At 62.6% G+C, this 26,742-nt stretch carries 19 protein-coding genes; 9 read left to right on the top strand and 10 right to left on the bottom strand.

Features of this window, described 5'->3' with window-relative positions; genetic code table 11:
- Positions 1-665 precede the first annotated feature (665 nt).
- Positions 666-2,120 (top strand): 30S ribosomal protein S1, encoded by a 1,455-nt coding sequence (rpsA, locus tag HMPREF2874_RS06635; RefSeq protein ID WP_049334100.1) that lies wholly within the window; start codon positions 666-668, stop codon positions 2,118-2,120.
- A gap of 177 nt (positions 2,121-2,297) precedes the next feature.
- On the opposite strand, the gene coaE is transcribed toward rpsA, so the two are convergent.
- Positions 2,298-2,933 (bottom strand): dephospho-CoA kinase, encoded by a 636-nt coding sequence (coaE, locus tag HMPREF2874_RS06640; protein ID WP_070649579.1) that lies wholly within the window; start codon positions 2,931-2,933, stop codon positions 2,298-2,300.
- A gap of 58 nt (positions 2,934-2,991) precedes the next feature.
- On the opposite strand from coaE, the gene HMPREF2874_RS06645 reads away from it, so the two are divergent.
- Together HMPREF2874_RS06645 and HMPREF2874_RS06650 are read left to right on the top strand one after the other, a co-directional pair.
- Positions 2,992-3,678: an IMPACT family protein gene (locus tag HMPREF2874_RS06645; RefSeq protein WP_070649581.1), complete on the top strand. Its 687-nt coding sequence runs from the start codon at positions 2,992-2,994 to the stop codon at positions 3,676-3,678.
- A gap of 334 nt (positions 3,679-4,012) precedes the next feature.
- Positions 4,013-5,215, top strand: a complete 1,203-nt coding sequence (locus tag HMPREF2874_RS06650) for a 2-oxoglutarate dehydrogenase (protein WP_246823791.1) — start codon at positions 4,013-4,015, stop codon at positions 5,213-5,215.
- A 246-nt stretch (positions 5,216-5,461) separates the two neighbouring features.
- Here the strand turns inward: HMPREF2874_RS06650 and HMPREF2874_RS06655 are convergent, their stop codons facing one another.
- The 3 genes from HMPREF2874_RS06655 to HMPREF2874_RS06665 all read right to left on the bottom strand — a co-directional run bounded on the left by HMPREF2874_RS06655 (position 5,462) and on the right by HMPREF2874_RS06665 (position 8,786).
- Positions 5,462-6,607 (bottom strand): ABC transporter substrate-binding protein, encoded by a 1,146-nt coding sequence (locus HMPREF2874_RS06655; protein ID WP_083309860.1) that lies wholly within the window; start codon positions 6,605-6,607, stop codon positions 5,462-5,464.
- Between the two features lie 169 nt (positions 6,608-6,776).
- A complete protein-coding gene (locus HMPREF2874_RS06660; RefSeq protein ID WP_083309861.1) occupies positions 6,777-7,688 on the bottom strand; it encodes an ABC transporter ATP-binding protein in 912 nt (303 codons plus the stop codon).
- Between the two features lie 3 nt (positions 7,689-7,691).
- On the bottom strand, positions 7,692-8,786 hold the full coding sequence (locus HMPREF2874_RS06665; RefSeq protein WP_083309862.1) for a FecCD family ABC transporter permease: 1,095 nt from the start codon (positions 8,784-8,786) through the stop codon (positions 7,692-7,694).
- 389 nt (positions 8,787-9,175) lie between these two features.
- Between HMPREF2874_RS06665 and uvrB the strand changes: the two genes are divergently transcribed.
- Positions 9,176-11,344 carry an excinuclease ABC subunit UvrB gene (uvrB, locus tag HMPREF2874_RS06670; protein ID WP_070649587.1) on the top strand — a complete coding sequence of 723 codons (2,169 nt, stop codon included), beginning with the start codon at positions 9,176-9,178 and terminating at the stop codon, positions 11,342-11,344.
- A gap of 336 nt (positions 11,345-11,680) precedes the next feature.
- A complete protein-coding gene (locus HMPREF2874_RS06675) occupies positions 11,681-12,487 on the top strand; it encodes an ornithinee aminotransferase (RefSeq protein ID WP_246823792.1) in 807 nt (268 codons plus the stop codon).
- A gap of 160 nt (positions 12,488-12,647) precedes the next feature.
- Here the strand turns inward: HMPREF2874_RS06675 and HMPREF2874_RS06680 are convergent, their stop codons facing one another.
- A complete protein-coding gene (locus HMPREF2874_RS06680; RefSeq protein ID WP_070649589.1) occupies positions 12,648-13,064 on the bottom strand; it encodes a winged helix-turn-helix transcriptional regulator in 417 nt (138 codons plus the stop codon).
- A gap of 189 nt (positions 13,065-13,253) precedes the next feature.
- Here HMPREF2874_RS06680 and HMPREF2874_RS06685 point away from each other — a divergent pair, with 189 nt between their 5' ends.
- The gene (locus tag HMPREF2874_RS06685; RefSeq protein ID WP_070649591.1) at positions 13,254-13,856 is read left to right on the top strand and encodes an NAD(P)-dependent oxidoreductase; all 603 of its coding nucleotides are present in this window, start codon (positions 13,254-13,256) and stop codon (positions 13,854-13,856) included.
- 352 nt (positions 13,857-14,208) lie between these two features.
- Positions 14,209-15,411 carry a TerC family protein gene (locus HMPREF2874_RS06690; protein ID WP_070649593.1) on the top strand — a complete coding sequence of 401 codons (1,203 nt, stop codon included), beginning with the start codon at positions 14,209-14,211 and terminating at the stop codon, positions 15,409-15,411.
- A gap of 114 nt (positions 15,412-15,525) precedes the next feature.
- Here the strand turns inward: HMPREF2874_RS06690 and HMPREF2874_RS06695 are convergent, their stop codons facing one another.
- Both HMPREF2874_RS06695 and HMPREF2874_RS06700 read right to left on the bottom strand, forming a co-directional pair.
- A complete protein-coding gene (locus tag HMPREF2874_RS06695) occupies positions 15,526-16,959 on the bottom strand; it encodes an alpha/beta fold hydrolase (RefSeq protein WP_239668294.1) in 1,434 nt (477 codons plus the stop codon).
- Positions 16,960-17,034: 75 nt separating this feature from the next.
- Complete coding sequence (locus tag HMPREF2874_RS06700) at positions 17,035-19,635, bottom strand: DEAD/DEAH box helicase (RefSeq protein ID WP_070649595.1); 2,601 nt, start codon at positions 19,633-19,635, stop codon at positions 17,035-17,037.
- A 424-nt stretch (positions 19,636-20,059) separates the two neighbouring features.
- On the opposite strand from HMPREF2874_RS06700, the gene HMPREF2874_RS06705 reads away from it, so the two are divergent.
- Positions 20,060-21,991, top strand: coding sequence for an ABC transporter transmembrane domain-containing protein (locus HMPREF2874_RS06705; protein ID WP_070649597.1), 1,932 nt, complete (start codon positions 20,060-20,062; stop codon positions 21,989-21,991).
- 1 nt (position 21,992) lies between these two features.
- A complete protein-coding gene (locus HMPREF2874_RS06710) occupies positions 21,993-23,744 on the top strand; it encodes an ABC transporter ATP-binding protein (RefSeq protein WP_070649599.1) in 1,752 nt (583 codons plus the stop codon).
- Between the two features lie 201 nt (positions 23,745-23,945).
- On the opposite strand, the gene HMPREF2874_RS06715 is transcribed toward HMPREF2874_RS06710, so the two are convergent.
- The 3 genes from HMPREF2874_RS06715 to HMPREF2874_RS06725 form a co-directional block, all read right to left on the bottom strand.
- Positions 23,946-24,719 carry a YoaK family protein gene (locus HMPREF2874_RS06715; protein WP_070649601.1) on the bottom strand — a complete coding sequence of 258 codons (774 nt, stop codon included), beginning with the start codon at positions 24,717-24,719 and terminating at the stop codon, positions 23,946-23,948.
- Positions 24,720-24,918: 199 nt separating this feature from the next.
- Positions 24,919-25,692 (bottom strand): slipin family protein, encoded by a 774-nt coding sequence (locus HMPREF2874_RS06720; protein WP_049334114.1) that lies wholly within the window; start codon positions 25,690-25,692, stop codon positions 24,919-24,921.
- A 217-nt stretch (positions 25,693-25,909) separates the two neighbouring features.
- Positions 25,910-26,740 carry a transposase gene (locus HMPREF2874_RS06725; RefSeq protein ID WP_070649603.1) on the bottom strand — a complete coding sequence of 277 codons (831 nt, stop codon included), beginning with the start codon at positions 26,738-26,740 and terminating at the stop codon, positions 25,910-25,912.
- Positions 26,741-26,742 lie beyond the last annotated feature (2 nt).

The raw sequence follows: 26,742 nt of genomic DNA on the forward strand, positions 1-26,742 counted from the left end.
CTTCGGGCACCCTGATGTCACTACGGACGATACCGCCTTTCCGCGCTGGGATAGCGGGCGACCGCGTTTTCTGGATGGCCGCTCGGGTAGCCGCTCTTGGCTCCGCTACCGGAGCGTGCCGGTGCACCTTCCGGAAGCGACATCAGGGTACCCTCTCGGGTGCTCTCCGCAGCGAAGCAAGGAGAAGCGGAGCGCCCGAGAGGGTGGGTTCCCCTGTAGGAGCGTAGGAAGGTGCGCACCGGCCGCTTCCTTGGGTTGGGGGGAGAGGAACGAGGACGAGCGCAGCCCCGCGAGCCATCCCCGTCCTACCCGCCAAATAGGGGAGTAAAACCGGGCGCGCAACCATTGACGACACGCCCGGGATTCCCGTACACTGTTAATCGCGTGTACCAACGTACGGTTTTTGCACCCGTTTTGCGGGAATAACCTTCCGGAAAAACGAGTTATATCTTCCGTACACCCGCTGAAGCGTCTTCGCCTCGGCGGCGGTACACATTGTAAGTATCCGTCAGCTCGACGTTTCCTCACCCCAATCATGGTGTTCGCGGCCCTATGCCGTGCGTACCGGGGTGAAAAAGTGAGCCGGCCGGCGCCTCCACACGGGGGAGCCGAACGGCGAACCGGCGGCGTCGACCTATTAGAAATCCAATTGGAGCCCTCACTACATGAGCACCAACATCCCTCAGGTCGCAATTAACGACATCGGCGACGAGCAGGCATTCCTCGAGGCTGTCGACAAGACCATCAAGGTCTTCAACGACGGCGATCTCGTCTCCGGCCAGGTCGTCAAGATCGACCACGATGAGGTTCTGCTCGACATCGGTTACAAGACCGAAGGCGTCATCCCCTCCCGCGAGCTGTCCATCAAGCACGACATCGACCCCTCCGAGGTCGTCGAGCTCGGCTCCGAGGTTGAGGCACTCGTCCTCACCAAGGAGGACAAGGAAGGTCGCCTGATCCTCTCCAAGAAGCGCGCACAGTACGAGCGTGCATGGGGCGACATCGAGAAGATCAAGGAAAACGACGGCGTCGTCACCGGCACCGTTATCGAGGTTGTCAAGGGCGGCCTCATCCTCGACATCGGTCTGCGCGGCTTCCTGCCCGCATCCCTCGTCGAGATGCGCCGTGTCCGCGACCTCGCTCCCTACATCGGCCAGCAGCTCGAAGCTAAGATCATCGAGCTGGACAAGAACCGCAACAACGTTGTTCTGTCTCGCCGTGCATACCTGGAAGAGACCCAGTCCGCAGTCCGCTCCTCCTTCCTCAACGAGCTGGAGAAGGGTCAGGTCCGCGAGGGCGTTGTCTCCTCCATCGTCAACTTCGGTGCATTCGTGGACCTGGGTGGCGTGGACGGTCTGGTTCACGTTTCCGAGCTGTCCTGGAAGCACATCGACCACCCCTCCGAGGTTGTCGAGGTTGGCCAGCCCGTCACCGTCGAGGTTCTCGAGGTGGATCTGGACCGCGAGCGCGTCTCCCTGTCGCTCAAGGCAACCCAGGAAGATCCGTGGCAGGCATTCGCCCGCACCCACGCTCTGGGCCAGATTGTTCCCGGCAAGGTCACCAAGCTCGTTCCCTTCGGTGCATTCGTGCGCGTTGAGGACGGCATCGAGGGCCTCGTCCACATCTCCGAGCTGGCAACCCGCCACGTTGACCTGGCTGAGCAGGTCGTCTCCGTTGGTGAAGAGGTCTTCGTCAAGATCATCGACATCGACATGGACCGCCGCCGCATCTCCCTGTCCCTCAAGCAGGCAAACGAGGGCGTTGACCCCAACGCTACCGAGTTTGACCCGGCTCTGTACGGCATGGCCGCAGAGTACGACGAGGCCGGCAACTACAAGTACCCCGAGGGCTTCGACCCCGAGGCTAATGAGTGGCTGGAAGGCTTCGACGCACAGCGCGAGGCTTGGGAAGCACAGTACGCAGAGGCACAGGCTCGCTTCGAGGCTCACAAGGTTCAGGTTGCTAAGGCCCTCGAGGCTGACGCAGAGGCTGCAGCAGCAGCTCCCGCAGCAGCTGAGCCCGCACCGACCTCCTACTCCTCCGAGGAGCCCGCTTCCGCAGGTACCCTCGCATCGGATGAGGCACTGGCTGAGCTCCGCAAGAAGCTGACCGGCAACTAATCTGCCGCTCAGATGAGCACTCATCAGGCGTAATAGCCGATAGGTAGCCCCGCGGGGCCACCTAGAGCAGGGGAACCCCCTCATCTCCCGTTTGGGAGGTGAGGGGGTTCTTTGCGTTGTGGGGAGGTTGGGGTTCGGGGTAGGTTTTGGGTGCCGGGTGATGCGGGGGAAGAGCTGTTAAGCCGCAACCATCTGCTGCCAGACGGCGCGCACCTGCTCGGCAGTCTCCTCCAGCGAGCCGCCGTTATCGATAATCCAGGTCGCGACTGCCTCACGCTGCTCATCGGTTGCCTGCGCGGCAATGCGGGCGCGCGCATCCTCCTCACTCATGCCGCGCGAGGACACGAGGCGCTGCAGGCGGGCTGCCAGGGGAGTGCGCACCACGACCACGCCGTCGAAGGCGGACGGGTCACCGCTCTCCACGAGTAGCGGAATGTCCTCCAGAATAATGCCGCTGAACCCCGGCTCGGACTGCGCCTGCTCCACCAGCTGCGCGGCACGCTCACGGATGGCCGGATGCACGATTGAGTTCAGGCGCAGGCGCGCCTGCTCGTCACTGAACACGATGCGCGCCAGGGCGGGGCGGTTGAGGCGGCCGTCCTCATCGAGCAGGTGCTCGCCGAACTCCGCGACCGTGCGGGCGAGCACCGCCTCGCCGGGCTCCATGAGGGAGCGGGAGATGGCGTCCGCATCCACCAGGAATGCGCCCCACTCAACGAAGAGGGCGGCGACCGTGCTCTTGCCGCTGCCGATGCCGCCGGTCAGGGCGTAACGGCGCAGGCGAGTAGAGGCGGGGGAAGAAGGCTGGGACATAGACGGTGCTCCTGACGGGCTGTGCCACAATAGATAGGTACCGATTAGAGGAGGACACATGCAGGAAGAAACCCGCGCCAATCGCTACCTTGTGCCGCGCGGCGATGAGCCCTACGAGAGCCTCCTCGAAATTAAGCGTAGCGAATTTATTGGCCACATCAAGCGCGTGAGCACCGTCGAGGAGGCCCGCGCCTACATTGAGTCGGTGCGCAAGACCTACCACGACGCCCGCCACGTGTGCTCGGCGTTCATTATTGGTGCCGACCGCGACGTGCAGCGTTCCTCCGATGACGGCGAACCTGCCGGTACCGCGGGTGTACCCATGATGCAGGCGCTGCTGGCGCGCCAGACCCGCGAGGACGGCACGACCGACCTGTCCGATGTGGTGGCCGTGGTCGTGCGCTACTTCGGCGGCATTAAGCTCGGTGCCGGTGGCCTGGTGCGCGCCTACACGGATGCGGTGGTGCAGACCCTGGACTCGGCGCAGTTCGACTCGCGTGAGCGTCTGCGCGTGGGCGAGGTTCCTAGCTCGCACGCGGAGGCGGGCCGCCTGGAGAACGAGATGCGCGCCGCGGGCCTGAACGTGTTGGGTACCGAGTACGGTGCGGAGGGCGCGGTCATCTCGGTGGGCGTGTTTGACCGCGCTGAGGAGCTGTCGCGTGCGGAGGAGCTGGTGGTGAGCCTCAGCTCGGGCGCGGCGAGCGTGACCTGGGGTGAGACCCGCTGGGTTGACCTTCCGGCCTAGAATATCCGGCCCAGAATCCGGGGGCGCGTTCGGGCTTACGAGCTGGAGCGCGGGCCGGGGTAACGCTCCGGGGTAACGAGTTGGAGCAGCGCGCCAAATTCGGGGGTTGGGCTGCAAATAGCCCCACCCGCAGGGCCGCTACCTGAATCCCGCAACCATCCCCGCAACCACTTACATAGCTTAACCTTAGTTAATAGTTACTCTAACCCTAGTAATTGCCCGTCGTTGTTGATAGGGTAGAGGGAGTGCTAAAAACTCATCCAATATCTGAGGTCGTGATAGTGTGGCGCAGCAGGGCATCATCCCCAATGGAGTAGAGGAACCCGCTAACGCAATGGGAGGGGCAGCAACCCTCACCCGTCGGCAGGGGAGCGCGGGAGCTGCCGCCCAGCTTGAGCCGGCAACCGTCGCCCAGCTCCTTGACGCCTACCGTCAACAGACCCTCGGCACCCTCCTGGGCGTGCTCACCCGCCGCCCCGGCGAGTTCGCCCGCCAGCTAGGCCGGCTCAGCCGCCTCTTCCCCCAGCACGTGGCGGCCATCGCCGAGGCCTTCGCCTCCGTGGGCCGAACGCTGCCTCTCGACGAGCTCGTGCGCCTGCACAACCGCTACTCAAACGCCGCCCGCGGGGTGGGGGAGAAGCTCAGCCTCGACAACTCGCGGGTGCTGCACCTCATCCAGGCTCCGGCGCTCAACCGTGAGGGGGCCGGGCACCTGCTCATGGCCATCGAACTCTGCATGGCCGGCCGTCTGCGCGGCCTGACCGTCTCCATGCCCTCTACCGAGGCGTTTGCCCCGGCCGAACAATCCTCGAGCCTCGGCTCCTGTAACCCCGCCCTGAACGGTGCCCTCAACGCCTTTGAACCGATTGGGTGGGAGCCGTTCTCCCTAGACGGTAGCGATGTTTTGCTCGCTTCCGGCGTGCGCGATATCCCCGACGGCTACGAGCTGTCCCTCTGGCTCCTCGACGACGACTACCGATGCCGCGCCCGCGTGGAGCGAGGCGCCCCGCAGGTGTGCGTGGCCAGCTTCTACGACGAGGAGTTGACCAGCCGCACCGTGGAGGCCTCCGGGGTCACCGAGAACTACCGCATCGAGGAGTTCGCCGAGCTGGACTACCTGAACGCCATGGACCGGCAGGTGCGCTACGTGGCCGTGACCGCGAAAACGGGAGAGCCCCTCCCAACCTCGCTGGATGTTCCTGAGCCTTCGGGCGCGGCCTCCCTGAGCCCCTTCGTGGACGGACGCTTCGCCCTGCCCGATGTACGCGCGGCAGAGGTGACCTCCTCCGGAGGCCTGCGGACCCTTACCCACAGCGGCATGCTTCCGGTCTTGCGCGCCCCCGGCCGCACCGTGTGCGCGGTAATCGACCTGTACAAGCACCGCATTAATACCCCGGGGGTGGGTATTCCCTCGGGTCTGAGCGTGGAAGACGAGGAACGCACGATGCAGCTGATCCTGAGCACCCTGAACGGCTACCTGCCGCTGACGAATAGGGCGCTGATGACCCTGACCGGCGCCACCGTCGAGATTCGTTAACCCCGTTCCTCGCAGAAGACCCTCGTATCAAGACCATAAAATACCGCCCGGTATCACGGCCGTAGCCGCGATACCGGGCGGTATTCGCACACAGGAATTATTAGAGAGAAGAAGAGCGAAAATCTTGGGGTCCCGCCGGTTCCGCTGAGAATCCAGAGGCTCCACAAGAGCTCCAGACGTAGAGCCTCGGTAGAAGAACCTCGGCAGAGCCGGCGGGGGTAGCTACAAAACTAGCGAGCTACAGGACTACTTTGCGGGGCCCTCGCCGTTGATGATGCGCTGAGCCTCATCCTCGGTCAGGTTGTAGCCGTAGAAGGTCGAGTAGAACTCGCGGGTTTCCTTGACCAGATCAACGTCCTGGAACTGCTCGGGGTGGAACTGCTTAGCGGCCCACAGAATCTGCAGAGCCTCCTCAGCGGAGTAGCGGTCCCAGTTGAAGGTACCCACGGGGTTCTTGATGATCTTGCCGTTCTTGACGGCGGGAACGTCAGCCCACGCCGCGTCAGCCTTGATGGCGTCGACACCCTTCTGAGCGTCCGAGCCACCAATGATGATGATGTCGGGCTGAGAAGCGATAATCTGCTCGATCGAGACGTTCTTCAGGTTCTCCACACCGTCGAGGGAGTTGGTGGCGCCCGCCAGCTTCATCCACTCACCAATCAGGGACTTGGAGCCGTCCACCTTGGTCAGGTCGGAACCGCCGGAGATGTGCAGAACCTTCGGGGACTCCTTGACGTCCTTCAGGCGTTCCTTGATCAGGTTCTCGTTCTTCTCCAGGTACGCCAGGTACTTGTTGGCGCGGTCGATGGCGTCGTTGGTGCCGATGACCTCAGCGGTCAGCTCAACGGTGCGCTTCAGGTCAGCGAAGTTCTGGAACTCAACGTGCACGGAGGGAATGTCGGCAGCGGAGGTCTTGGAAATCTGGTCCTTCGAGGAAGCCAGCACGACATCGGGCTTGTCAGCCAGCAGCTGCTCCATGTTCACGTCGGTGCCCTTCACCGGGGCGTCGACCTTCTCAATGCCGGGGTAAACCTGCTTGAACCACTCGAGGGACTTCACCGCGGTGGTGGTAGCGGACAGCTTGTCGGCACCGCCCAGCAGCAGAACGATCTGGTTGTTAGCGTGCCATAGGTCAGCGATGCGCTCGGGGTGGGTCGGGACGGTGACCTCCTTGCCATCAATATCCTTGATGACCTTGGTGCCGTCACCGTTGTCCTTCACGAAGAAGCTGGTGTGCTTCTGCTCGGAGCTGCTCGATGCCGAAACCGAGGAGGAAGCGGCCGCGGAGGAAGAGGAAGAAGAAGCGGTGTTGGCGGCACCGCAACCGGTCAGGGCTGCCAGCAGCAGGGAGGTGGTCAGCGCGAGGCCCGAGTGGAACTTCGTAATCTTCATGGTGTGTCTTTCTTTGTCGTACAACGGATAGTTGATGAATAAACCGGAGGCGGCACGGAAGAGGACAAGCGTGCTAGGGGTACGCCACCGTCGCGGATGCGGCACCTCTACCGCATCCCCGACGGGGCCTGGCCCGCACCGCCACCGGAAGACTAGGGGTTGCGGATTCTCAGGTATCGAGGCTCGTCATCTGCACGCTGGAGCGGCCCAACTCGGGGGAGTAGGTCACCGTCAGGTCGGTGTTGAAGGTGCGCGAGAGAACCTCGCTTGTGAGCACCTCCGAAGCCTGACCGATCAGCAGGTGAGCCGGCGCGTCCTTCGAAGCCTGTGCAGTGGGTTCGTCGTGTGCGCCGAGCAGGGCGATAGTCGCATCCAGCATGAGGGCGTGGTCCGGGTTGTGGGTCGTGAAAATCACGCCGTACCCGGCATCACGGAGCTGACGAATCTTGCGCAAAACCTTGGCCTGATTCGCCACGTCGAGGGCGCTGGTCGGTTCGTCCAGCACGATGAGGGGAGCATCCTGAACCAGGGTTCGGGCAATACCCACCTGCTGACGCTGACCGCCGGAGAGCTGATCCAGCGGGGAGTGCGCCAAGTCAATAAGACCCAGTTCCTCCATCATTTCCTGCACCTTGTCGCGGTCCTGGCGCGAGGGGGAGGAGAACAAGCCGATGTAGGGCGCGCGACCCATGAGCAGGTACTCGGTCACGGTGTAGGCGATGCCACTGCCCTCCATCTGCGGAAGGTAGGCGATGCGGCGGGCACGCTCGGTCGCGGTCAGCGAATCCAGCGAATCACCGCCCAGATGCACGGTGCCCTCGGTCAGGGAGAGCAGACCAATCAGGGAGTTCAGCAGGGTGGACTTACCCACGCCGTTGCGACCCAGAATGGCGAGAACCTCGCCGCGGTGCACCGTCAGGTTCACGTTGCGGAAAATCCAGCGGTCCGAGCGGCGGCCCGCGCGGGTGTGCTTGATGCGCTCGCCCCGATGGCCGTAGTGGAAGCCCGCACCCTTCAGCTCGAGGAGCGCCTGGCCGGACTGGGTGTTAGCTGCGTTAGCGGAGTTCTGTGCGTTAGGCATGGGTTACTTCACTCGAACCTTTCCGAGCAGCAGCAGCGCCACGTACAGCGGCGTGCCGATGAAACCGGTCAGAACGCTCAGCGGAACCTCGGCGCTGGTGAGGCTACGAGCCAGGGTATCGACGAACATCATGAACGAAGCACCCATCAGGATGGACAGCGGCATGAGCTTGGTGGTGTCGTTACCGACCAGCAGGCGGCACAGGTGCGGAATGACCAGGCCAACCCAGGAAATCGGGCCGCCAATGCACACGCTGGTCGCGGTAATCAGGGTGGCCAGCAGAATGGTGACGCCGCGGGTACGGCTCAGGTTGATGCCGAGGGTGCGTGCCTCATCGTCGCCGAGCGACAGGATGTTCACGCGCCAGCGCATCGCCAGCAGAAGCAGGATGCAGGGGCCGGCCACGAGGGCGAACTGGGTGAGCGCGTCGACGCGCACGTCCTGCAGGGAGCCCATCTGCCAGAACACAATCTGAGCCAGCTGGGTTTCGGGGTTTGCGATGAACTTCAGTGCGCCCAGGGCCGCGGTGCCGAAGCCACCCACGATCACGCCCGAGAGCACGAGCATCAGGGTGGATTCGTTGCGCAACAGGCGCGGGATGGTGACGGTCAGCAGCACGGCAATCAGGCCGCCGGCGAGGGCGGAACCCTGAATGGCGATGGTGGTGCCCACACCCAGCAGAATGGCGGTTGCGGCACCGACGGACGCCCCCTGAGAAACACCCAGCAGGTACGGGGAGACCAGTGGGTTGCGGAAGACCGCCTGGAAGGTGGCACCGGCAATAGCCAGTGCGGCACCGATCAGGCCGGCTGCCAGCAGGCGCGGAATACGCACGGTGAGCAGCATGTTTTCTGCGGGCTTGTAGACCTTCAGGTCCATGCCGAACCAGTTCTTGCCGAGGATGCGGAAGAGCTCGTCAAGGGTGACGGGGTAGCGGCCGGTCACCAGGGAGAGGTAGGTGACGCCCACAAGAATGACGAGGGCGACCAGCATGACGATGGGGTAGGTAGACCGGTAGAGGGAGTTACGAGTTTTCCGTTCCGCGGCGCGGGCCTCGGAAACGGTGGGCGCGGTGGGCGCGTCCGGAGTGCTACTCATAGATTCCTGATGCTCCTGAAGATGCGATATGTTGCGTGTCGTGTGCTCTAAACATAGTGGTGTGCGTCAAAGAGAGGCAAAGGACTGGGGTGGTTGGGCGGCGTAGTGAGTCGTTGTATTAGGGTTCTTATCTTGAGCGGGATGAATGTGAAAGGGGCGACAGGCGTTATTTCGGCATACCGGAGGCAGAATTTAGGTACGCAATGTCTTCAGCGCGGTGTAAATAACCGATATGTTCCACCCCTTATCTTTCGGTGTTCGCTTTTTGTGATTTTGACTACGTTTGCGGGGGTTGGTTTATCGTGATAAACACTCCCCTCACGTTGCGCTGGAAGAAAAGAACGACCTTACTCGAAGCCTGAAACTGAGCCCTCCATTAGGATGGATACATGAGTTACGCACCCGAGATTAACCGCATTGTCGCCCCCTTTGAGGTGGTCAGCCCCTTCCAGCCCGCCGGCGACCAGCCCAAGGCCATCGCCGAGCTCACCGAGCGCGTGCAGAACGGCGAGAAAGACATTGTGCTGATAGGTGCCACCGGTACCGGTAAGTCCGCGACGGCCGCCTGGCTGATTGAGGCGGTGCAGCGTCCGACCCTGGTGCTCGTGCAGAATAAGACCCTGGCGGCGCAGCTGGCGAATGAGCTGCGTGAGCTGCTGCCGAATAACGCGGTGGAGTATTTCGTCTCCTACTACGACTACTACCAGCCCGAGGCGTACGTGCCGCAGACCGATACGTTCATTGAGAAGGACTCCTCTATCAACGAGGAGGTGGAGCGCCTGCGCCACTCGGCGACGAACTCCCTGCTGACCCGCCGCGACGTGGTGGTGGTTGCGACCGTGTCCTGCATTTACGGTCTGGGTACGCCCGAGGAGTACGTCGAGCAGATGGTGACCCTGCGCCGCGGCGAGGAAATCGACCGCGACGAGCTGCTTCGTCGGTTCGTGGCGATGCAGTACGCGCGTAACGACATGGACTTTCACCGCGGCACGTTCCGTGTGCGCGGCGATACCGTCGAAATCATCCCCATGTACGAGGAGAACGCGATTCGCATCGAGTTCTTCGGTGATGAGATCGAGGCGATTTACACCCTGCACCCGCTGACCGGCGAGGTGATTCGCGAGGAAGAAGAGATGTATGTCTTCCCCGCAAGCCACTACGTTGCCGGCCCGGAGCGCATGGCGAAGGCGATTACCTCCATCGAGGATGAGCTGCGCGAGCGCCTGCAGACCCTCGAATCCCAGGGCAAGCTGCTGGAGGCGCAGCGCCTGCGCATGCGCACCACCTACGACCTGGAAATGATGGAGCAGATGGGCTTCTGCAATGGCATCGAGAACTATTCGCGCCATATTGACGGTCGTGCCCCCGGCAGCGCCCCGAACTGTCTGCTGGATTATTTCCCGGATGATTTCCTGCTGATTATTGATGAGTCGCACGTGACGGTTCCGCAGATTGGCGCCATGTACGAGGGCGATATGTCCCGCAAGCGCACCCTGGTGGAGCACGGTTTCCGTCTGCCCTCGGCGATGGATAACCGCCCGCTGAAGTGGGAGGAGTTCCTGGATCGCATCGGCCAGACGATTTACCTGTCGGCGACCCCCGGTAAGTATGAGCTTTCCCAGGCTGATGGTTATGTGGAGCAGATTATTCGCCCGACCGGTCTGATTGACCCGGAGATTGTGGTTAAGCCGACCAAGGGCCAGATTGATGACCTGCTCGAGGAGATTCGCGTGCGCGTTGAGCGTGACGAGCGCGTGCTGGTTACGACCCTCACCAAGCGCATGGCGGAGGATTTGACCGAGTACCTGTTGCAGCACGGCGTGAAGGTGCAGTACCTGCACTCCGACGTGGACACCCTGCGCCGCGTGGAGCTTCTGCGTGAGCTGCGCCTGGGCACCTTCGACGTGCTGGTCGGTATTAACCTGCTGCGTGAGGGCCTGGACCTGCCCGAGGTGTCGCTGGTTGCGATTCTGGACGCTGACAAGGAAGGCTTCCTGCGTTCGACCACCTCGCTGATTCAGACCATTGGCCGCGCGGCGCGTAACGTGTCCGGTCAGGTGCACATGTACGCCGATAAGATTACGGACTCGATGCGCGTGGCGATTGATGAGACGAACCGCCGCCGCGAGATTCAGCAGGCGTACAACCGTGAGCACGGCATCGACCCGCAGCCGCTGCGCAAGAAGATTGCCGATATTACGGATGTGCTCGCCCGAGAGGAAGAGGACACCCGCGAGCTCCTGCAGCAGCGCAAGAGCGGCAAGAAGGGTGCCCGTACGGTGAGTGCGGGTGCGAAGACGGGTTCTGTAACCTCGTCGAAGATTGCCACGAGCACCCCGGAGTCGGAGGAGCTGCTCGCCCGTGCGGAGGCGCGCGTTCGCGCCGACGGCCTGGCGGCGGCACCCGCCGAGGACCTGCTGGACCTCATCGAGGAAATGAACGAGCAGATGCGCCTGGCCGCGGAGAACCTGCAATTTGAGTTGGCGGCGCGCCTGCGCGACGAGCTGGCCGACCTGAAGAAGGAGCTGCGCCTGATGAAGGAGGCGGGTCACGCCTAAGCGGCCTAAGCGTCACAGACCTAAGCGCTCGAGGCCCGGCGGGTATTCCTACCCGCCGGGCCTTTTGCTTACCGTCCCCTGGCCGCCTCAACCGCGCGCACCCGAGCGACGCCACACTCGGATAGTGCGCAGAAAATCCCGAAAAATAATGTCGAAAATGCGGAACAAACGGGAATATTGAATGTCCCGGCCCCCGTTAAACATCGCGAACGGGGGCGGTTTTGAATAAGGCCCACCCCGGAATTTCGCGCGAATGTAAATGTGTCTTGTAAACTAGGACTCTATTTACTCTTCGCCTCGTATCCAATAACTTCCGAAAGCGCTCAGAAACACCCTGTGACCATTTTTGATAACCCCTCCAACGCGCACGCCGCCAAAGAAACTGCCGCCAACGGCCGCGCGCACACCCGAGGCGCCATCTCCCGCCGCAACCTCACTCGCGGCATGCTCTGGGCCGCACCCGCGGTAGTTGCTTCCACCGCGGTCCCGGCCTTTGCCGCCTCCGGCGACGACTGTAAGCCGGTGAAGGGTCCGGACTTTAACCAGGTTGGCGGCTGGATGATTGCCAACCCCGCCAGCGGCGCCCTGCAATCCCGCGCGGGCAACCGACCCGTCACCGCACCCGAAACCGGGCAGGCCTGGTGGTCGACCGAGAACGCCGTCTCGCCCAACCCCGCCACGATTCGCCTTATGTCGGTGTACGAGGCCACCCGCGGCACCGACGGCGACCTCAACCTCAACTGCGGCGAGTTCGTGATGACCTTCAACGTCTCCGCGCTTGAGGCGACCCGCGGCACCACTCACCTGCACCCGTCCATGGATATCTACCTCTTCTCGCCCCAGGGCGAGATTATCAGCCGCCAGGTCTTCACGACCGATCCGAGCGGCAAGGCTACCGTCATGACCCGCAACAATACGCTCCAGACCGTAACGGGTCAGGTCGTGCCCTTCGCCTCGAGCGTGAACGACCCGGCCACCGGCATCTCCGCGCGCGTACCCCTGCGCGGTGAACAGCTCGAAGAGGGCATGTATCAGTTCGACGTGGTGATTACCATCCCGACCATTCGCGTGAACGGTAAGTTGGACACGAACAGGCAGGTGAACGCTATCGCCTTCACCCCGCCGACCTTTAGTGTCGCCTAGCGGCAGGTGCTCGGCAGCAGGCGCTCAGCCGTAAATACATAGCGGCAGAACGAACGCCCGGCCGCAGAAAAATAGAGGTGGCCCTCCCGGTGAATCATTCCCGGGAGGGCCACCTCTTTGTCGTGGCTTCTGTCTCCGCGGCCGCTAACCGCTGTCGCTTCTAACGGTCGGTGCCCTGTAGTTCGGCCGCATCGTAGCGCTCGCGGGCTTCGAGTACTGCCTGCATATTGTCCTGTGCCCAGTGGCGCAGGGCGGTCATCGGCTCAATGAGGGTCGTACCGAGCGCGGTCAGTTCGTAGTCCACGCGCGGCGGAATGGATGCGGTCACCTTGCGTGCCACGAGGCCGTCGCGTTCCATGGAGCGCAGGGTCTGGGTGAGAACCTTGGGGGAGACGCCCTGAATCATCGCCTTGAGCTCGCTGAAACGGGCGACGGGCTGCTCGGAGAGCGCCGCAACGATGAACGGGGTCCACCGGTCGGTGAGGTGACGCATGACGGTGCGGGAGGGGCAGACGCTGGCGAGGATGTTGGCGGGCTGGTCGTCCTGCGGGGTGCGGGGGAGTGCGGTTGCGGTCATGGTTGCTATCTATTCAATCTGTTGAGGGGCTGTTATGGGTGCGGTGAGGGGCGCGAAAAATATTTTTAAATATTTTCTCAAAGTCCCCAATAGTTACCTTGAGGTACCCAGTTTCTAATAGATACTATAAAACCATCAAGCGGAACACCGCAAGAGAAACGATAGAAACCACTCCGAAAGGAACCCCTCATGAACATCGCAATCATCGGCGCAACCGGCATGGTCGGCGCACGCACCGCAGCAGAAGCAATCTCCCGCGGCCACCAGGTTGACGCCTACACCCGCTCCGGCAAGGCACCCGAAGGCACCGTCGCCCACAGCATCGACCTGGCCGACACCGCGGCACTGGTCGACATCGTCAACACCCACGACGTCACCATCGTCGCCGTCTCGGCAGGTCGCGGCACCTCCGCACGGCCGGTCATCGACGCGCACCGCGCACTGATCGCGGCGGCACCTACCGGTCGCCTGCTGGTCGTTGGCGGCGCCGGCTCCCTCGAGGACGGCAACGGCAACCGCTTCGTGGACGGCGAAGGCTTCCCCGAAGAGTACAAGCCCGAGGCGAAGGCATTCGCACAGATTCTCGACGAGTACCGCGCATCCGAGGGTCTGAACTGGACCATGCTCTCCCCGGCGTTCGAAATCGCACCGGGTGAACGCACCGGCAAGTACAACACCGCACTGGACACCCCCGCAGGTGCTTCCATTAGCGCCGAGGACTTTGCTGTCGCCCTGATTGATGAGGCGGAAGAACCCAAGCACGCGGGCCACCGCTTCACCGTTGCCAACTAGACAGCGCCAACTAGACAGTGCTAACTAGACAGCGCCAACTCATAGCGGTGCCAGCTAGACAGCACTAACTGGCAAGCGCGTATTCATCACGCAGAAACGCCGCATCCGATGGGATAACCCCGCCGGATGCGGCGTTCGCGTGCCCGCGGCTCCTAAAAATCCCTCCGAGAAGTTTCTGGGCGAAAACCCCAACCTGCTGTATAATCGTGCCCCGAGCAAGGGAGTATCCCACCAATCGACTCATCGTCAGCACGTTAGCCGAAGGCGCCTAACCGGGGAGTCGAGCCGACCTCCATTCAGATCGGCGGGAGAGACTTGTGGTCCTGTACGCACACCACAAGAAAGGCTCCCCATGGAAGTTACCGGGTTGCAATGGTTGGTTACTATTCTCATCATCGCTGGCCTGCTGGCCTTTGATTTCTTCGTTCACGTCCGTAAGGCGCACGAACCCACCGTCAAGGAAGCGGCCATTTGGTCGAGTATCTACATCGGCATCGCCGTGTTGTTCGGTCTGTATATCTTCGTGACGAACGGCCCCTCCGCCGCCACCGAATTCTACGCGGGCTACATCACCGAAGAGGCGCTCTCGGTCGATAACCTCTTCGTCTTCATGATCATTATGGGCACCTTCCGCGTCGCCCGTGAGAATCAGCAGAAGGTCCTGCTCTTCGGTATCGTCTTCGCCATCCTGGCGCGCGGCACCTTCATCTTCGCCGGCGCGGCAATCATTAACTCCTTCGCCTGGGTGTTCTACATCTTCGGCCTGGTTCTGCTCATGACCGCGGGTAACCTGCTCAAGGACGAACTCACCGAGGGCGACGGCGACGACGAGGCAGACAACATCATGGTTCGCCTCGCCAAGAAATACCTGAAGACCAGCGAAAACTTCGACGGCGACAAGCTCTTCACCATCGAAAACGGCAAGCGCGTCATGACCCCCATGATGCTCGTCATGGTCGCAATCGCGGGCTCCGACCTGCTCTTCGCGCTCGACTCGATTCCCGCGATCTTCGGCCTCACCCAGTCCGTCTACATCGTGTTCACCGCGACCGCGTTCTCCCTCATGGGTCTGCGCCAGCTGTACTTCCTGATTGACGGCCTGCTGGACCGCCTCGTCTACCTCTCCTACGGCCTGGCGGCCATCCTCGCGTTCATTGGCGTGAAGCTCATCCTGCACGCGATGCACGAGAACAACCTGCCGTTCATCAACCACGGCGAGTCCGTGCACGTGGTTGAGATTACCACCGAGATGTCCCTGCTGGTGATCGTGGGCGTTCTGGTCATCACCGTGCTGGTTTCGCTGCTCAGCCCCAAGGGCCGCGCACTGCAAACCATTCAGCGCGTGCAGGCGCTCTCCGAGAAATACCTGGCACTGCCCGAGGACGCACCCGCCGCCGAGCGCGCGGACATCACCGCCCGCTGGCAGAAGGAAACCAAGAAGCTCAACGCCATCCCGCAGGAGCTGCGTGACGAGCTGATCGAGAAGGAAGACGAGTATCACGCCCTCGTGGTGCGTGCCCGCACCGCGCAGGATGCGCACGCTTCCTCCAAGTAACACAGAGTTCAAGAGCCTGAGCTAGTCAGCTCAAGCGCTCACGCTAAAGCCCCTCACCCCGGATCAACCGGGGTGAGGGGCTTTAGCTATATCCGAGATATATTCAGCGAAGAATTACTGGTTGTGAACCTCAGCCAGCATGTTCTTCAGGTGACCCAGAATGGTCAGCGAGTCGGAGCCGAAACCGTCGTGGTGGTGGGTCTTCGAAGTCCACACGTGGGTGTTGCCGACCCAGCGGGCGGTCTCCATGGAGTGCTCGAAGTCCACGTACACGTCCGGGTTGTACGCCGCAGCCACCACGGGAACCTCGTTCTTGTGCAGCTGCTCGTGGTCGTACAGGCGACCCCAGTCCTTCTTCTCAGCCAGGATGTTCGCAACCTCAGCCAGCGGGCGCAGCGAGGGGTCCTCCTCGTAGTACCAGGGGAAGATGTGCTCGCCGGTGAAGAGCAGACGGTCCGCATCCGGTGCGAACTCGGGACGGGAAGCCGCCACGCGAGCAGCAGACCAGTTGGTCGGAGCGGGCGAGGGAGAGATGGTGTAGCCGGGGATGCCGGGCAGAACGCCGTCGGAGGGGCCGTCAGCGTAAATGGTCTCGTGCATCAGGGCGTACAGCGGGTTCGCCTGGAAGGTCACCTCAGCACCCATAGCGGTCAGGAACTGATCGGAGAGGTGATCGTTACCCTCGGCGAATGCGTTCTCGAGGAAGTAGTGCAGACCGCGCTCGCGCCAGCGGCCACCCAGGAAATGACCGGCCATCTGGAAGCGGTGATCGGTCAGACGCTCACCGGTGGGCAGGTACTCCTTGTGGGTGCGCAGGTGCTCAGCAATGCGGGTCGCCAGCTCGGCGTCCTCGGGGAACCAGCTGTAGTACTCCTCAACACGTTCCTTCATGCGGTCGAAGGTGTGCTGGTAGACGTTGTCCACCGAGGTACGAATCGGCGCCAGGCCCGCGGTGATGCGCGAATCGCGCAGGGACTGCGGAGCGAAGGACAGGTACGAGAGGGTCAGGAAACCACCGAAGGACTGACCGATGGTGGACCAGCGCTTATCGGCACGGTCAGCCAGCAGCACCTCGCGGATAGCCTCGGCGTCAGCGATGATGGAATCGGCGCGGAACAGCTCGGTGTACTCAGCCTGAACCTGCGGGTCGCCTACGGCAGTAATGGTGCGAGCGGACAGGGGAGAGGACAGGCCGGTGCCGCGCTGATCCAGCAGAATCACGCGGTGGGTCTTGGCCAGCTCGGCAATCCAGCCGCCGATAGAACCGGTCTTCGGGGAACCGAAGCCGGGGCCACCCTGCAGGTACACGATGTAGGGGCGCTTATCGGCCGGGACGGTCAGGGTCTCGCTGGTGTTCACGACCTCGCGGGCGAACACGGTGATGGTCTGGTCCGCAAAACGGGAAGAGAGAGCGGCGTCCTTGCCCTTGGAGAAAATCAGACCGTGGGTCAGGGGAACCTGGAACCAGTGGTCGGTAATCTCGTAGCCGTCGTGCTTGACGACCGAACCCTTGCGGTACTCAACCTTGGGAAGCGAAGAAACGGTCAACGGTGAACCTTCTTTCAAATAAATAGATAGATACTCTGTATTCTAGCCCACTTGAGGGGTGTTCCGGAGGGGCCCCTAGAACTCGCCAACGCTCAGGATCTTGAGCACCGGGTAGCCCGCCTCATCGGAAGCGGCCAGGTCTACCTCTGCGCGAATACCGAAGTCAAAGTTATCTTCGGGGTCGGCGAAGCTCTGCTGAACCTTCCACACGCCGGGGTGAGCCGCGGTGTCCTCGTCCATGCTGACCAGGCGAGGCGAGCGCGCATCGGCGTCCGTGTAGATGTCGTCGTAGACGTCGAAATAGTCGTCCATGGCGTCCGCCCAGCGGTCGGCATCCCAGCCGCACCACTCGTCCAGGGCACCCAGGGCACGGTCGCGTTCATCGGCGAAAAGCTCCACGCGGCGGAAGAGGGCGTTGCGCACCATCACGCGGAAGGCGCGCAGGTTCTTCGTCACGGCGGGAGGCTCTTCCTCCTCGATGGAGGCGTGCTCGGCGGCAATGGTCGCGGTGTCTTCGCCGGCTGCCAGCTTCTCCCACTCGTCCACCAGGGAGGAGTCGGTCTGGCGCACCAGCTCGCCGAGCCACTCGATGATGTCGTCGAGCTCGTCGGTCACGGCAGAGTCGGGGATGGTGTGGCGCAGCGCCTTGTATGCGTCAGAGAGGTAGCGCAGGAGCACGCCCTCGGCGCGTTCGAGCGAGTAGTACTGCACGAAGTCGTTGAAGCCCATTGCGCGTTCGTACATGTCACGCACAATTGACTTGGGGCGCGGCTCAAAACGAGCCACCCACGGCGCGGACTGCTTGTAGGTCGTGTACGCCTGATCGATGAGCTCCGCCAGGGGCTGCGGGTAGGTGACCTTGTCCAGCTCGTTCATGCGTTCGGTGTAGTCCACACCGTCCGCCTTCAACTGCGCCGACAGCTCGTTCTTCGCCTTGCGCTCCTGCGCGTACAGCACCTGGTTCGGGGAATCCAGGGTTGCCTCGATGAGGGAGAGCGCATCCAGGGCGTAGCTGGGGGATTCGGGGTCAAGAAGCTCCAGCGCGGCGACCGCAAAAGCGGACAGCGGCTGGTTCAGCGCAAAGTTGTCCTGCAGGTCCTCGGTCAGGCGCAGGTAGGAGCCGTGCTCGTCCGGGGTGTTGGTTCGCTCAATCACGCCGCCGGTCAGCAGTTCCTTGTAGATGCCGATTGCCTTGCGCAGCAGCTCGCGGCGGCGCGCCGGGCTCTCATGGTTGTTCTGAATGATGCGGTAGGCGGCGATGACCGGGTTCTCCGGGCGGTGCATCAGGTTCAGCAGCATCGCGTGGGTGATGTCGAAGGAGGAAGTCAGCGGCTCTGGCGCGGCGGCCACCAGCTGGTCGAAGGTCTTCTCAGACCAGCCCACGAAGCCTTCCGGGGCCTTCTTGCGCTTGGAGGACAGCGACTGGTTAATGCGTTTGGTGTCGTCGCCGAACTTCGCCTGCGCCTTCGCCAGCAGGCGCGCGTTCTCGATATCGTGCTCGGGAGCCTGAACCACCACGGTACCGGCGGTATCAAAGCCCGCGCGGCCCGCGCGTCCGGCAATCTGATGGAACTCGCGGGCACGCAGACGACGGCTACGGGCGCCGTCGAACTTCGACAGCGCCGTAATCAGCACGGTACGGATGGGCACGTTAATGCCCACGCCCAGGGTGTCGGTACCGCAGATGACCTTGAGCAGACCCTCCTGGGCCAGCTGCTCGACGAGGCGGCGGTACTTGGGCAGCATACCCGCGTGGTGAATACCGATACCGGCGCGCACCAGCTTATTCAGCGCCTTACCGAAGCCCGGACCGAAACGGAACTTCGCGATCAGCTCCGCGATGCGTTCCTTCTCTTCCTTCGAGGCGATAGCCACCGACAGCAGCGCGTTCGCCTGCTCCAGCGCCGCCTTCTGCGAGAAGTGCACGATGTAGACCGGGGTCTGCTTGGTCTGTACGAGCTCCTGCACGGTCTCCTGAACCGGGGTGGTGGAGTAGTAGAAATGCAGGGGGATGGGGCGCTCGGAATGAGCCACCAGGTCGCTCTCGCGGCCGGTCAGCGCCGTCATCTCCTCCTGGAAGCGGGTCGTGTCGCCCAGGGTTGCGCTCATCAGCAGGAACTGCGCCTGCGGAAGCTCCAGCAGAGGAAGCTGCCACGCCCAGCCGCGCTGCGGGTCGGAGTAGAAGTGGAACTCGTCCATGATGACCTGGCAGAGGTCCGCATCCTTGCCCTCGCGCAGGGCAATATTGGCGAGAATTTCCGCGGTGCAGCAGATAATCGGCGCCTCCGTATTGATGGCGGAGTCGCCGGTAATCATGCCCACGTTCTCGGCACCAAAAATATCGATCAGGTCGAAGAACTTCTCAGACGCCAGCGCCTTAATCGGGGCGGTGTAGTAGGAGCGCTGACCGGTCGCCAGGCCCGTAAAATGCGCGGCAACAGCTACGGTGGACTTACCCGAACCGGTCGGGGTAGCCAGCACCACGTTATGGCCAGCGGCAATGCTCAGGACGGCCTCGTCCTGGGCGGGGTAGAGGGTCATGCCGCGGGTCGAAATCCACTCGGTGAACGCCTCATAGATTTCTTCGGGGGTGAGGGGGTTGCTCTTGAAATCGCGTCGGTTGTAGTCGCCAGGGTTCTCGCCCAGCGAGGGAGAAAGAAAATTCAAAATACTCATGAGGATTCCAGTCTATCGGGAATAGCGCGGGCGCGGGGGACGTTATCGTTACGAGGGAACACGCGGGTACTCGCGGTTCCTTTACAGGACCTTCGCGGGGCGTTTATAAGGCGTTTGGGAGGCGCGGCGCCGCGCTAACGCGGGAATTCCCAAAATTCGTGTAGTGTAGAACGAAGCGCCTTAGTGCAGTGATGCACCCCGGCGCTCAGGCTTTTCGAGGGTAGATGCCTCCATGTCGCATGATCCGCCGCCTAGACCACCGCAGTAGGTGAAAAATCCACCGATTGATATCGGTGCATATTGAGCGGCTGATGCATGCCCCAAAATACGTTGCACAACATAACGACACGCTCCACCTAATACGCAAATAGTGTTGCGTGCCACATTGATAAAGGAATAGGGTAAGAGAAAGGAGAGACGTTGAATGACTGAATACAATGCTGACAAGGCACAAGAAAACGTTGCGCGTGAAGAAGCCGCGCACGAAGAAACCCTGCACATCAAAACCACGCAGGAAAAAGCCGCTCAGAAAAAAGCCGCTCAGAAAAAAGCCTCGCAGAAAAAATCTGCACAGGAAGTAACCGCTAGCGAACAGCGCAAGGCAGAAGAGGAAGCCCTCAAAAAGCGCCTCGCCCTGCGAGTCACCGCGCCCGGACACAAATACCCCTGGCACCGCTGGGCCATCCCCGTCCTCGGGGAAACCACCGCAGGTATCGGCGCGATCCTGATCCCCGTCATGGTGGGCCAATTCATCAACCAGCACATCGCAGGAAAAGCCCCCGACGCCTGGCCCATGTTCTGGGTGGTGGTCGCATCCATCACCTTCATCGTGATTAACGAGTTCTTCGGCTGGGGCACCTCCATGACCCTCAGCGCCGAGCTCGGCCGCGACTGGCGCGCCTACATTAACCGGCTTATGGGGCGCACCCGCACGACCGTTGACGCAGGTGAAGCGGTCACCGTCATGAACAAGGACGTACGACGTGTTACAAACGTCTACTTCTCCCTACCGCTATTCGTCAACGCCATGATTATCGCGACCCTCGGTGCCGTACAGCTCTGGCTGATTAATCCCGTCACCGCGGTCGTCACTCTCATCGGCACGCTCATTGTGGTCGGCGTGATTGCCTGGTACTCGACCTTCCTCGAATCCAAGATTGGCGAGTATCGCGAAAAGGACGGCGAAGCCTCCTCACGCGCCTCCGATATCGCCACCGGCCTGCGCACTATCGCCGGCCTCGGTGCCGAAGAGCAGATGCGCGAACGCTACCACCGCGGCACCGATGAAGTCTTCGACAGCTACATGCGCTACGAAAAGACGCACCGCTGGATGTTCCTCATCCGCGCGCTGCTCGGTGGCGCCGTGACCCTGCTCGGCATCGGCTTCGCCCTCACCGGCCACGTCGAAAACGGCCGCTGGGTATCCGACACCCCCGCCGCGTCCCTGGTGACCGTCGCCTCCATTATTGCGATGATGGGCGGCCCCATCTGGATTACCCAGAACTTCCTGACTGAATGGCGTTACGCCAAAATTGCGCTCGCCAAGATCGCCCGCCTCGAAGGTCACGCGGGCGTACGCCAGGGCGTGCTGAAGAGCCCGCGCACCGACGAAGAAATGGCGCAGCTGGCACGCGCCGAACAAGCAGTCGAGGCAAACACCCTCGAGGTACCCGTGCCCGTCGCCCCCGCCGGTGCCAGCAACCCGCGCATCGTGTACGTCAACCCGCGCGACTACAACCTCACCGCGCAGGATTACGCCGAGGCGCTCGCCCGCACCCTGCGCCGCGGGGGAGAGGACCTCAAGGATGCCTCCGGCCGCCGCGTGCTGCTGAGCGAACCGAACCCCATGATTTTCGCGGGAACCCTGCAGGAGCACCTGCGCCTGGGAACCGTGCCGAACCCCGACGAGGAGCTGGCACAGGCAAAGGATGAGGAGCTGCTGAAGATTACCGACTCCCGCGAAATCGCCTACCGACTGGGCGGACGCAACCCCGAAGACTACTTCGCCGCCCGCATCACTACTGAGGGTGCGAACCTCTCCGGTGGTCAGCGTCAGCGTTTGGCACTCGCCCGCGCCCTCGCACAGGACGCGCAGGTGCTGATCCTGACCGAGCCGCTGAACTCCGTGGACGAACCCAGCCAGCGCTACATCTACGATGCGATGGAAACCCAGGTCGGCAGCGACCGCCTGCCCGTCGGCTACCCCGGACTGCTGCAGGATTTGGAGCAGGTCTACGTTGTTTCCACGACCGCGGAGACGACCCGCCGCATGGAACGCGACGGCTACCCCGCTGCTAAGGCAGAAACCCCCGCAACCACTCAGATCGAAACTACCCAGAACCAGGAGGTGAACTAGCATGGCAAAGCAGCTTCCCATTGAAACCCCCGCCTACGTGGCACGCCGCATGTGGCACTACCTCGCGGCGCATAAGGGGCGGGCCCTCTACACCTTCGTCATCTACATGGTCAGCACCCTCATGGGCGCGGTGGTGCCCCTGCAGATTGGTGCCACCGTTGACGACGTGGTGGCGGGCAAGTTCGCCAGCTACCCGTGGCAGCCGATTCTGATTATCCTGGCGGCGTTCATCGTGCAGGCGATAACCCTCATGGTCTCCTCGTACAGCGCCGCGCGATTGGGTGCGCTCGTCACCCGCGACACCAACCAGGACACCCTCGACGGCACCCTCGACCTGGACGCACGCACCGTGGAAGAAGCCGGCAGCGGCGACCTGCTCACCCGCGTGACCGACGACCTGTCCTCGGCAGCAAGCTCTGTCAGCACAGACCTTCTCGGTGCAATCTACGTGGTCCTGTACTTCATTATCTCCACGATCTCCCTGGCGTTCGTGAGCCCCGCAATGGGCCTGATTATGCTGCCCATGATTGCCGGTCTTGCCCTCATCATGTCGAAGATGCTGCCGCTCATGGCGGCACGCAACCAGACCGCCCAGGAATGCGTGAGTGACCTCAACAGCGTGCTGACCGAGAATATCCGCGGCACCTCCACGATTCGTGAGCTGGGCGTTCACGATGCCCGCGAAGAGGTTTTTTCCGCTGAGAACAAGGAACGTTTGTTTGGTGCTCAGCTGGGCATGGTGCGTATCCGCCAGATGTACTTCACCGTGGACGCCATCAACGCCTGGATGCCCACGATTCTGTGCATGCTCTGGGGCGCCGCCTGCGTGGCTATCGGCTGGGCAAGCTGGGGCGCCGTAGCAACCGCCTCGGTCATGGTTTTCAGCCTGCGAACCCTCGCTGACATGCTGAATCACCACGTGAGCAACCTGCGCATCATGCTCGTGAACATGGGCCGCGTGTTCGGCGTGGTGTCTCTGGCGAAGAAGCAGCGTGAGGAGCGTGCACAGCACCGCGCCGAAGCGTTCGCCGCCGTGTCTGATGAAGCCGTGAAGAACCCGGAGTACGCCATTGACTGCACCGACGTCTCCTACGGCTACTCGCCGGACGCCCTGGTGCTTGAAGGCATCAACCTAAAGATTCGCCGCGGCGAAGCGCTCGCCCTGGTGGGTCGTTCCGGTTCGGGTAAGACCACCCTGGCGCGTCTGATTGGTGGTTCGCTGACCGCCCTGGACGGCACCATCACCGTGATGGGTCGCCCGGTTGGTCATGGTGACTTCCCGACTGACGCCGCCGCCGATGGCCGCCCGCGCCTGCTGGTCTGCACGCAGGAGGCTCACGTCTTCTTCGGCACCCTCGCCGATAACTTCACGGTGGTCGTGCCGAACGCGACCGCCGAGCAGATGGGTGAGGCGCTGGACGCCGTCGGCGCCCGCTGGTGGCGCGACCTGCCGCAGGGCATGGACACCGTCGTCAGCGGCGCGGATTCGCCTCTGACCCGCGACCAGATTCAGCAGCTTGCGTTGGCACGTATTGTGCTGGCCGACCCGCACGCAGTAATCCTGGACGAGTCCACCACCCAGCTGGAGCTCGCGGACGCCACCGAGTCCCTGCGCGCCGTACTGGCGAACCGTGCGGTGCTGATCATTTCGCACGATGCGCGTATCGCCTCGTTGGCTGACCGCGCGGTCCTGCTGCACGAGGGCAGGATTATTGCGGAGGGCTCCCCGGTGGAGATTTTCGCCCTGACCTAAATCTGTCGGGGCTCCGGGGGATAACTGAGCGTGCCGGACCCCGCGAGCGCGCCTTGTAGAGTACGCCCGGCTCCCGGCAAACAGTAGTGCCCGGCACCGTGTGAAGCGGTGCCGGGCACTACGTGTTTAACGCGCGGGCCGGTGTTGCGTGAGGCCCGTGGCCGCCGTTGAGGTCGGCTGTCGGGGCCGGCCGTGAAGAACCTAGCCGTTCCCCTCCGCGCGGGATTCCTTCTTCTCCGCCTGGTAGCCGAAGCAGAACGCCGTGCCGGCCACCAGCGCGGCCAGCCAGATGGAAAATACACCGGCCCATCGGTGCACAAGGGCCATGAGAAGCACTCCGGCTATAAAGGAGATGACCACGAGCGAGTAGTCGAGCGCTTTGAGTAGAGCCGCGCGGCGTCGTGCCTTCGCCTCATCTTTTGACGCTCCATCGGGGGTTTTCCGCGGGAGGTACAGGGAGCCTGCGGCATACCAGGCGCTGAGCATTTTGCGCCAATTGCCGCTGGTCATGAAGAGCGAGAAGGGATTTTCGCCAATGCGCGTGTCCGCGAGGGCGTGGATCATCAGGCCTACCGTAAAGGCCAGCGCGCCCACCTGAAAGCTGTTGCTCAGCGTTCCGTCCATGAAGGGTACCGCGAAGCACACCAGCAGGAATGGCAGGAGCGTGCCGATGCGCCAGTGCCGCATCCGGGCCCGCTGCCCCAGCAGATCATGGATAAGATGCCCTCCCAGGTATCCGCAGCTGAAGAAGATGACGGAAAACCAGCGCAGGTGCACCGCGTGGGGAGTATCGCGGTGCAGGTCGGCGATGAGCAGAATAAAGTTACCGGTCTGCGTGGCGACGAGGGCCTCGTAGCGCATGTGCGAGAAGACGTCCACCGCGCCGCCCAGGGAGGCGAGGAGTAGCGCCATGATGCGCCCGTAGCGGCGAGGCGCGGGAATACGTCCAAGAGTCTCGCGGAGGTGGTGAAGCATGCGACCGCCCTCATCTGTCGGTAGTAGGTTCTGAAGACCCAGCCGGCGGGGCCTTCCAGTTCCATGCTACGGCATGGGGGCGGCGGTATAGAGAACAGGGGAGGAGCCCCGCGGATCGGCCGCCGTTAAAGCGTAGGCCCCGAGCAGCTATCTGCTCGGGGCCTACGTACTATTCGGTTTTTAGCTTAGGAGGAGTAGCCTACTTGCTTTCGCCCTTGAGCGCACCCACGAGGGGGCCGATGACGTCCATGGGCAGCGGGAAGACCACGGTCGAGTTCTGGTCGGCGCCCAGCTCCAGCAGGGTCTGCAGGTAACGCAGCTGCAGGGAGGCGGGGGACTGGCTCAGAATGTCGGATGCTTCCTTCAGCTCGCTCGAAGCCTCAAGCTCACCGCGTGCCGAAATGATCTTTGCGCGACGCTCACGCTCGGCCTCAGCCTCACGGGCCATGGCGCGCTGCATGGCCTCGGGAATCTCAACGTCCTTAATCTCGACGAGCTCAACCTGGATGCCCCAGTGCTCGGTGCGGGAGCCGATGATGGAGCGCAGGTCCTCGTTCAGGTCCTCGCGGTGTGCGAGCAGGGTGTCCAGGTCAACGCGACCCAGCAGGGAACGCAGAGTGGTCTGGGCGATCTGGCTGGTGGCGATCGGGTAGTTCTCGACCTCAAGCACGGCGTTCTTGGCGTTGGTCACGCGGAAGAGGACAACGGCGTTCACGCGGGCGGGAACGTTGTCCTTGGTGATGACTTCCTGCGGGGGAATGGTCAGGGTGATAACACGCATGTCAACGCGCTGCAGGGAGTCGACGAGGGGGAAGACCACGTTCAGGCCGGGCTTCAGCTCGGAACGCAGGTGACCGAAACGGAAGGAGATACCGCGTTCATATTCGGGGATCACGCGGAACATACGAATCAGAATAAAAAGAACAATAACGGCAACTGGGATGAGGATTGTTGCCAGGGTGACGGGATCCATGGGTTTCCTTCACATCTATTCGGGATGGTTCATTCGGGGCATGTGCACCCGTCGACTGCGCCTCGTACAGACTCGACGGGAGGTGTGTTCGGAAAGTCGGTTGGCGGCACCGTGCGGTGCTCGCGGTGGCCCTTCCGGCGGGGAGGTTCAGGGGGTGATGCGCAATGGGCCTCCGCCCCGGCGGGGGAACGCCGGGACGGAGGGACCATCAGCATTGCTACTTCTTCGCCAGCTTCTCGGCGGCCTCAACTTCGGCCAGGTTCTGCTCCTGCAAGACCTCGTTCGTGGTCTTGTGCAGTCGCTTAACCGAGGCACCGGTACCGCTCCAGGCGGGGCGATCCGGGTCGAGGACCGAGGTGCGAACCGGCAGGGATGCATCCGCAATCATCTGCTTGCGGGCCTGCTCGGTACGGCGCTTACGCTCGTTCGAGACGCCACCCCACTTCGCGGCGAAGCGATCCATCTTCACGTTCACCGACTCTTCGGCGGTGGATGCGTGAATATGCTTCGGGTCGCCCTCGAAGTTGGCGGGGGAACGCATGAGCTTAATCGCCAGCGGGTAGGTCAGCGATAGGACGACCACCACTGCGGCTGCCTCCACCAGAAGCTCCAGGGGAGAGTGCCACACGATGGCCGCACCAATCATGACCACAACGCCCAGCAGGGAGACCGCCACGGCCAGGCCGCGGTGGAATCGTCCCGACTCGGAGTAGGGCCACTCGTCCACCTCGCGGGTGAGTTCGCGGCCGTTTGCCGAGACGGTGCAGCTGTCCTTAATCGGGCAGGTGTTGCACACGCTGGGCTTAGCGCGGTAGCGCATAACGCGGTTGTCCGAGTCGAAGGCCGTGGCCCACAGCCACTGGTCTTCGGGGCAGAGCCACGCATCGCTCTCTTCGTGGTAGGTGAACCCGAAGGTTCGCGCCGCCACGACACGCTGGCTGGTGCGCTTAGCGAGAATATCGAAGCACCACCCCACGGCGACCAGGCCGAGCGCGTACACGCAGGCCAGCCACACGAAGAAAGATACTCCAGCAATCTGCTCAGGCATGG

The organism is Rothia sp. HMSC068F09 (genome assembly GCF_001812775.1).
GTDB classification, from domain to species: domain Bacteria; phylum Actinomycetota; class Actinomycetes; order Actinomycetales; family Micrococcaceae; genus Rothia; species Rothia mucilaginosa_A.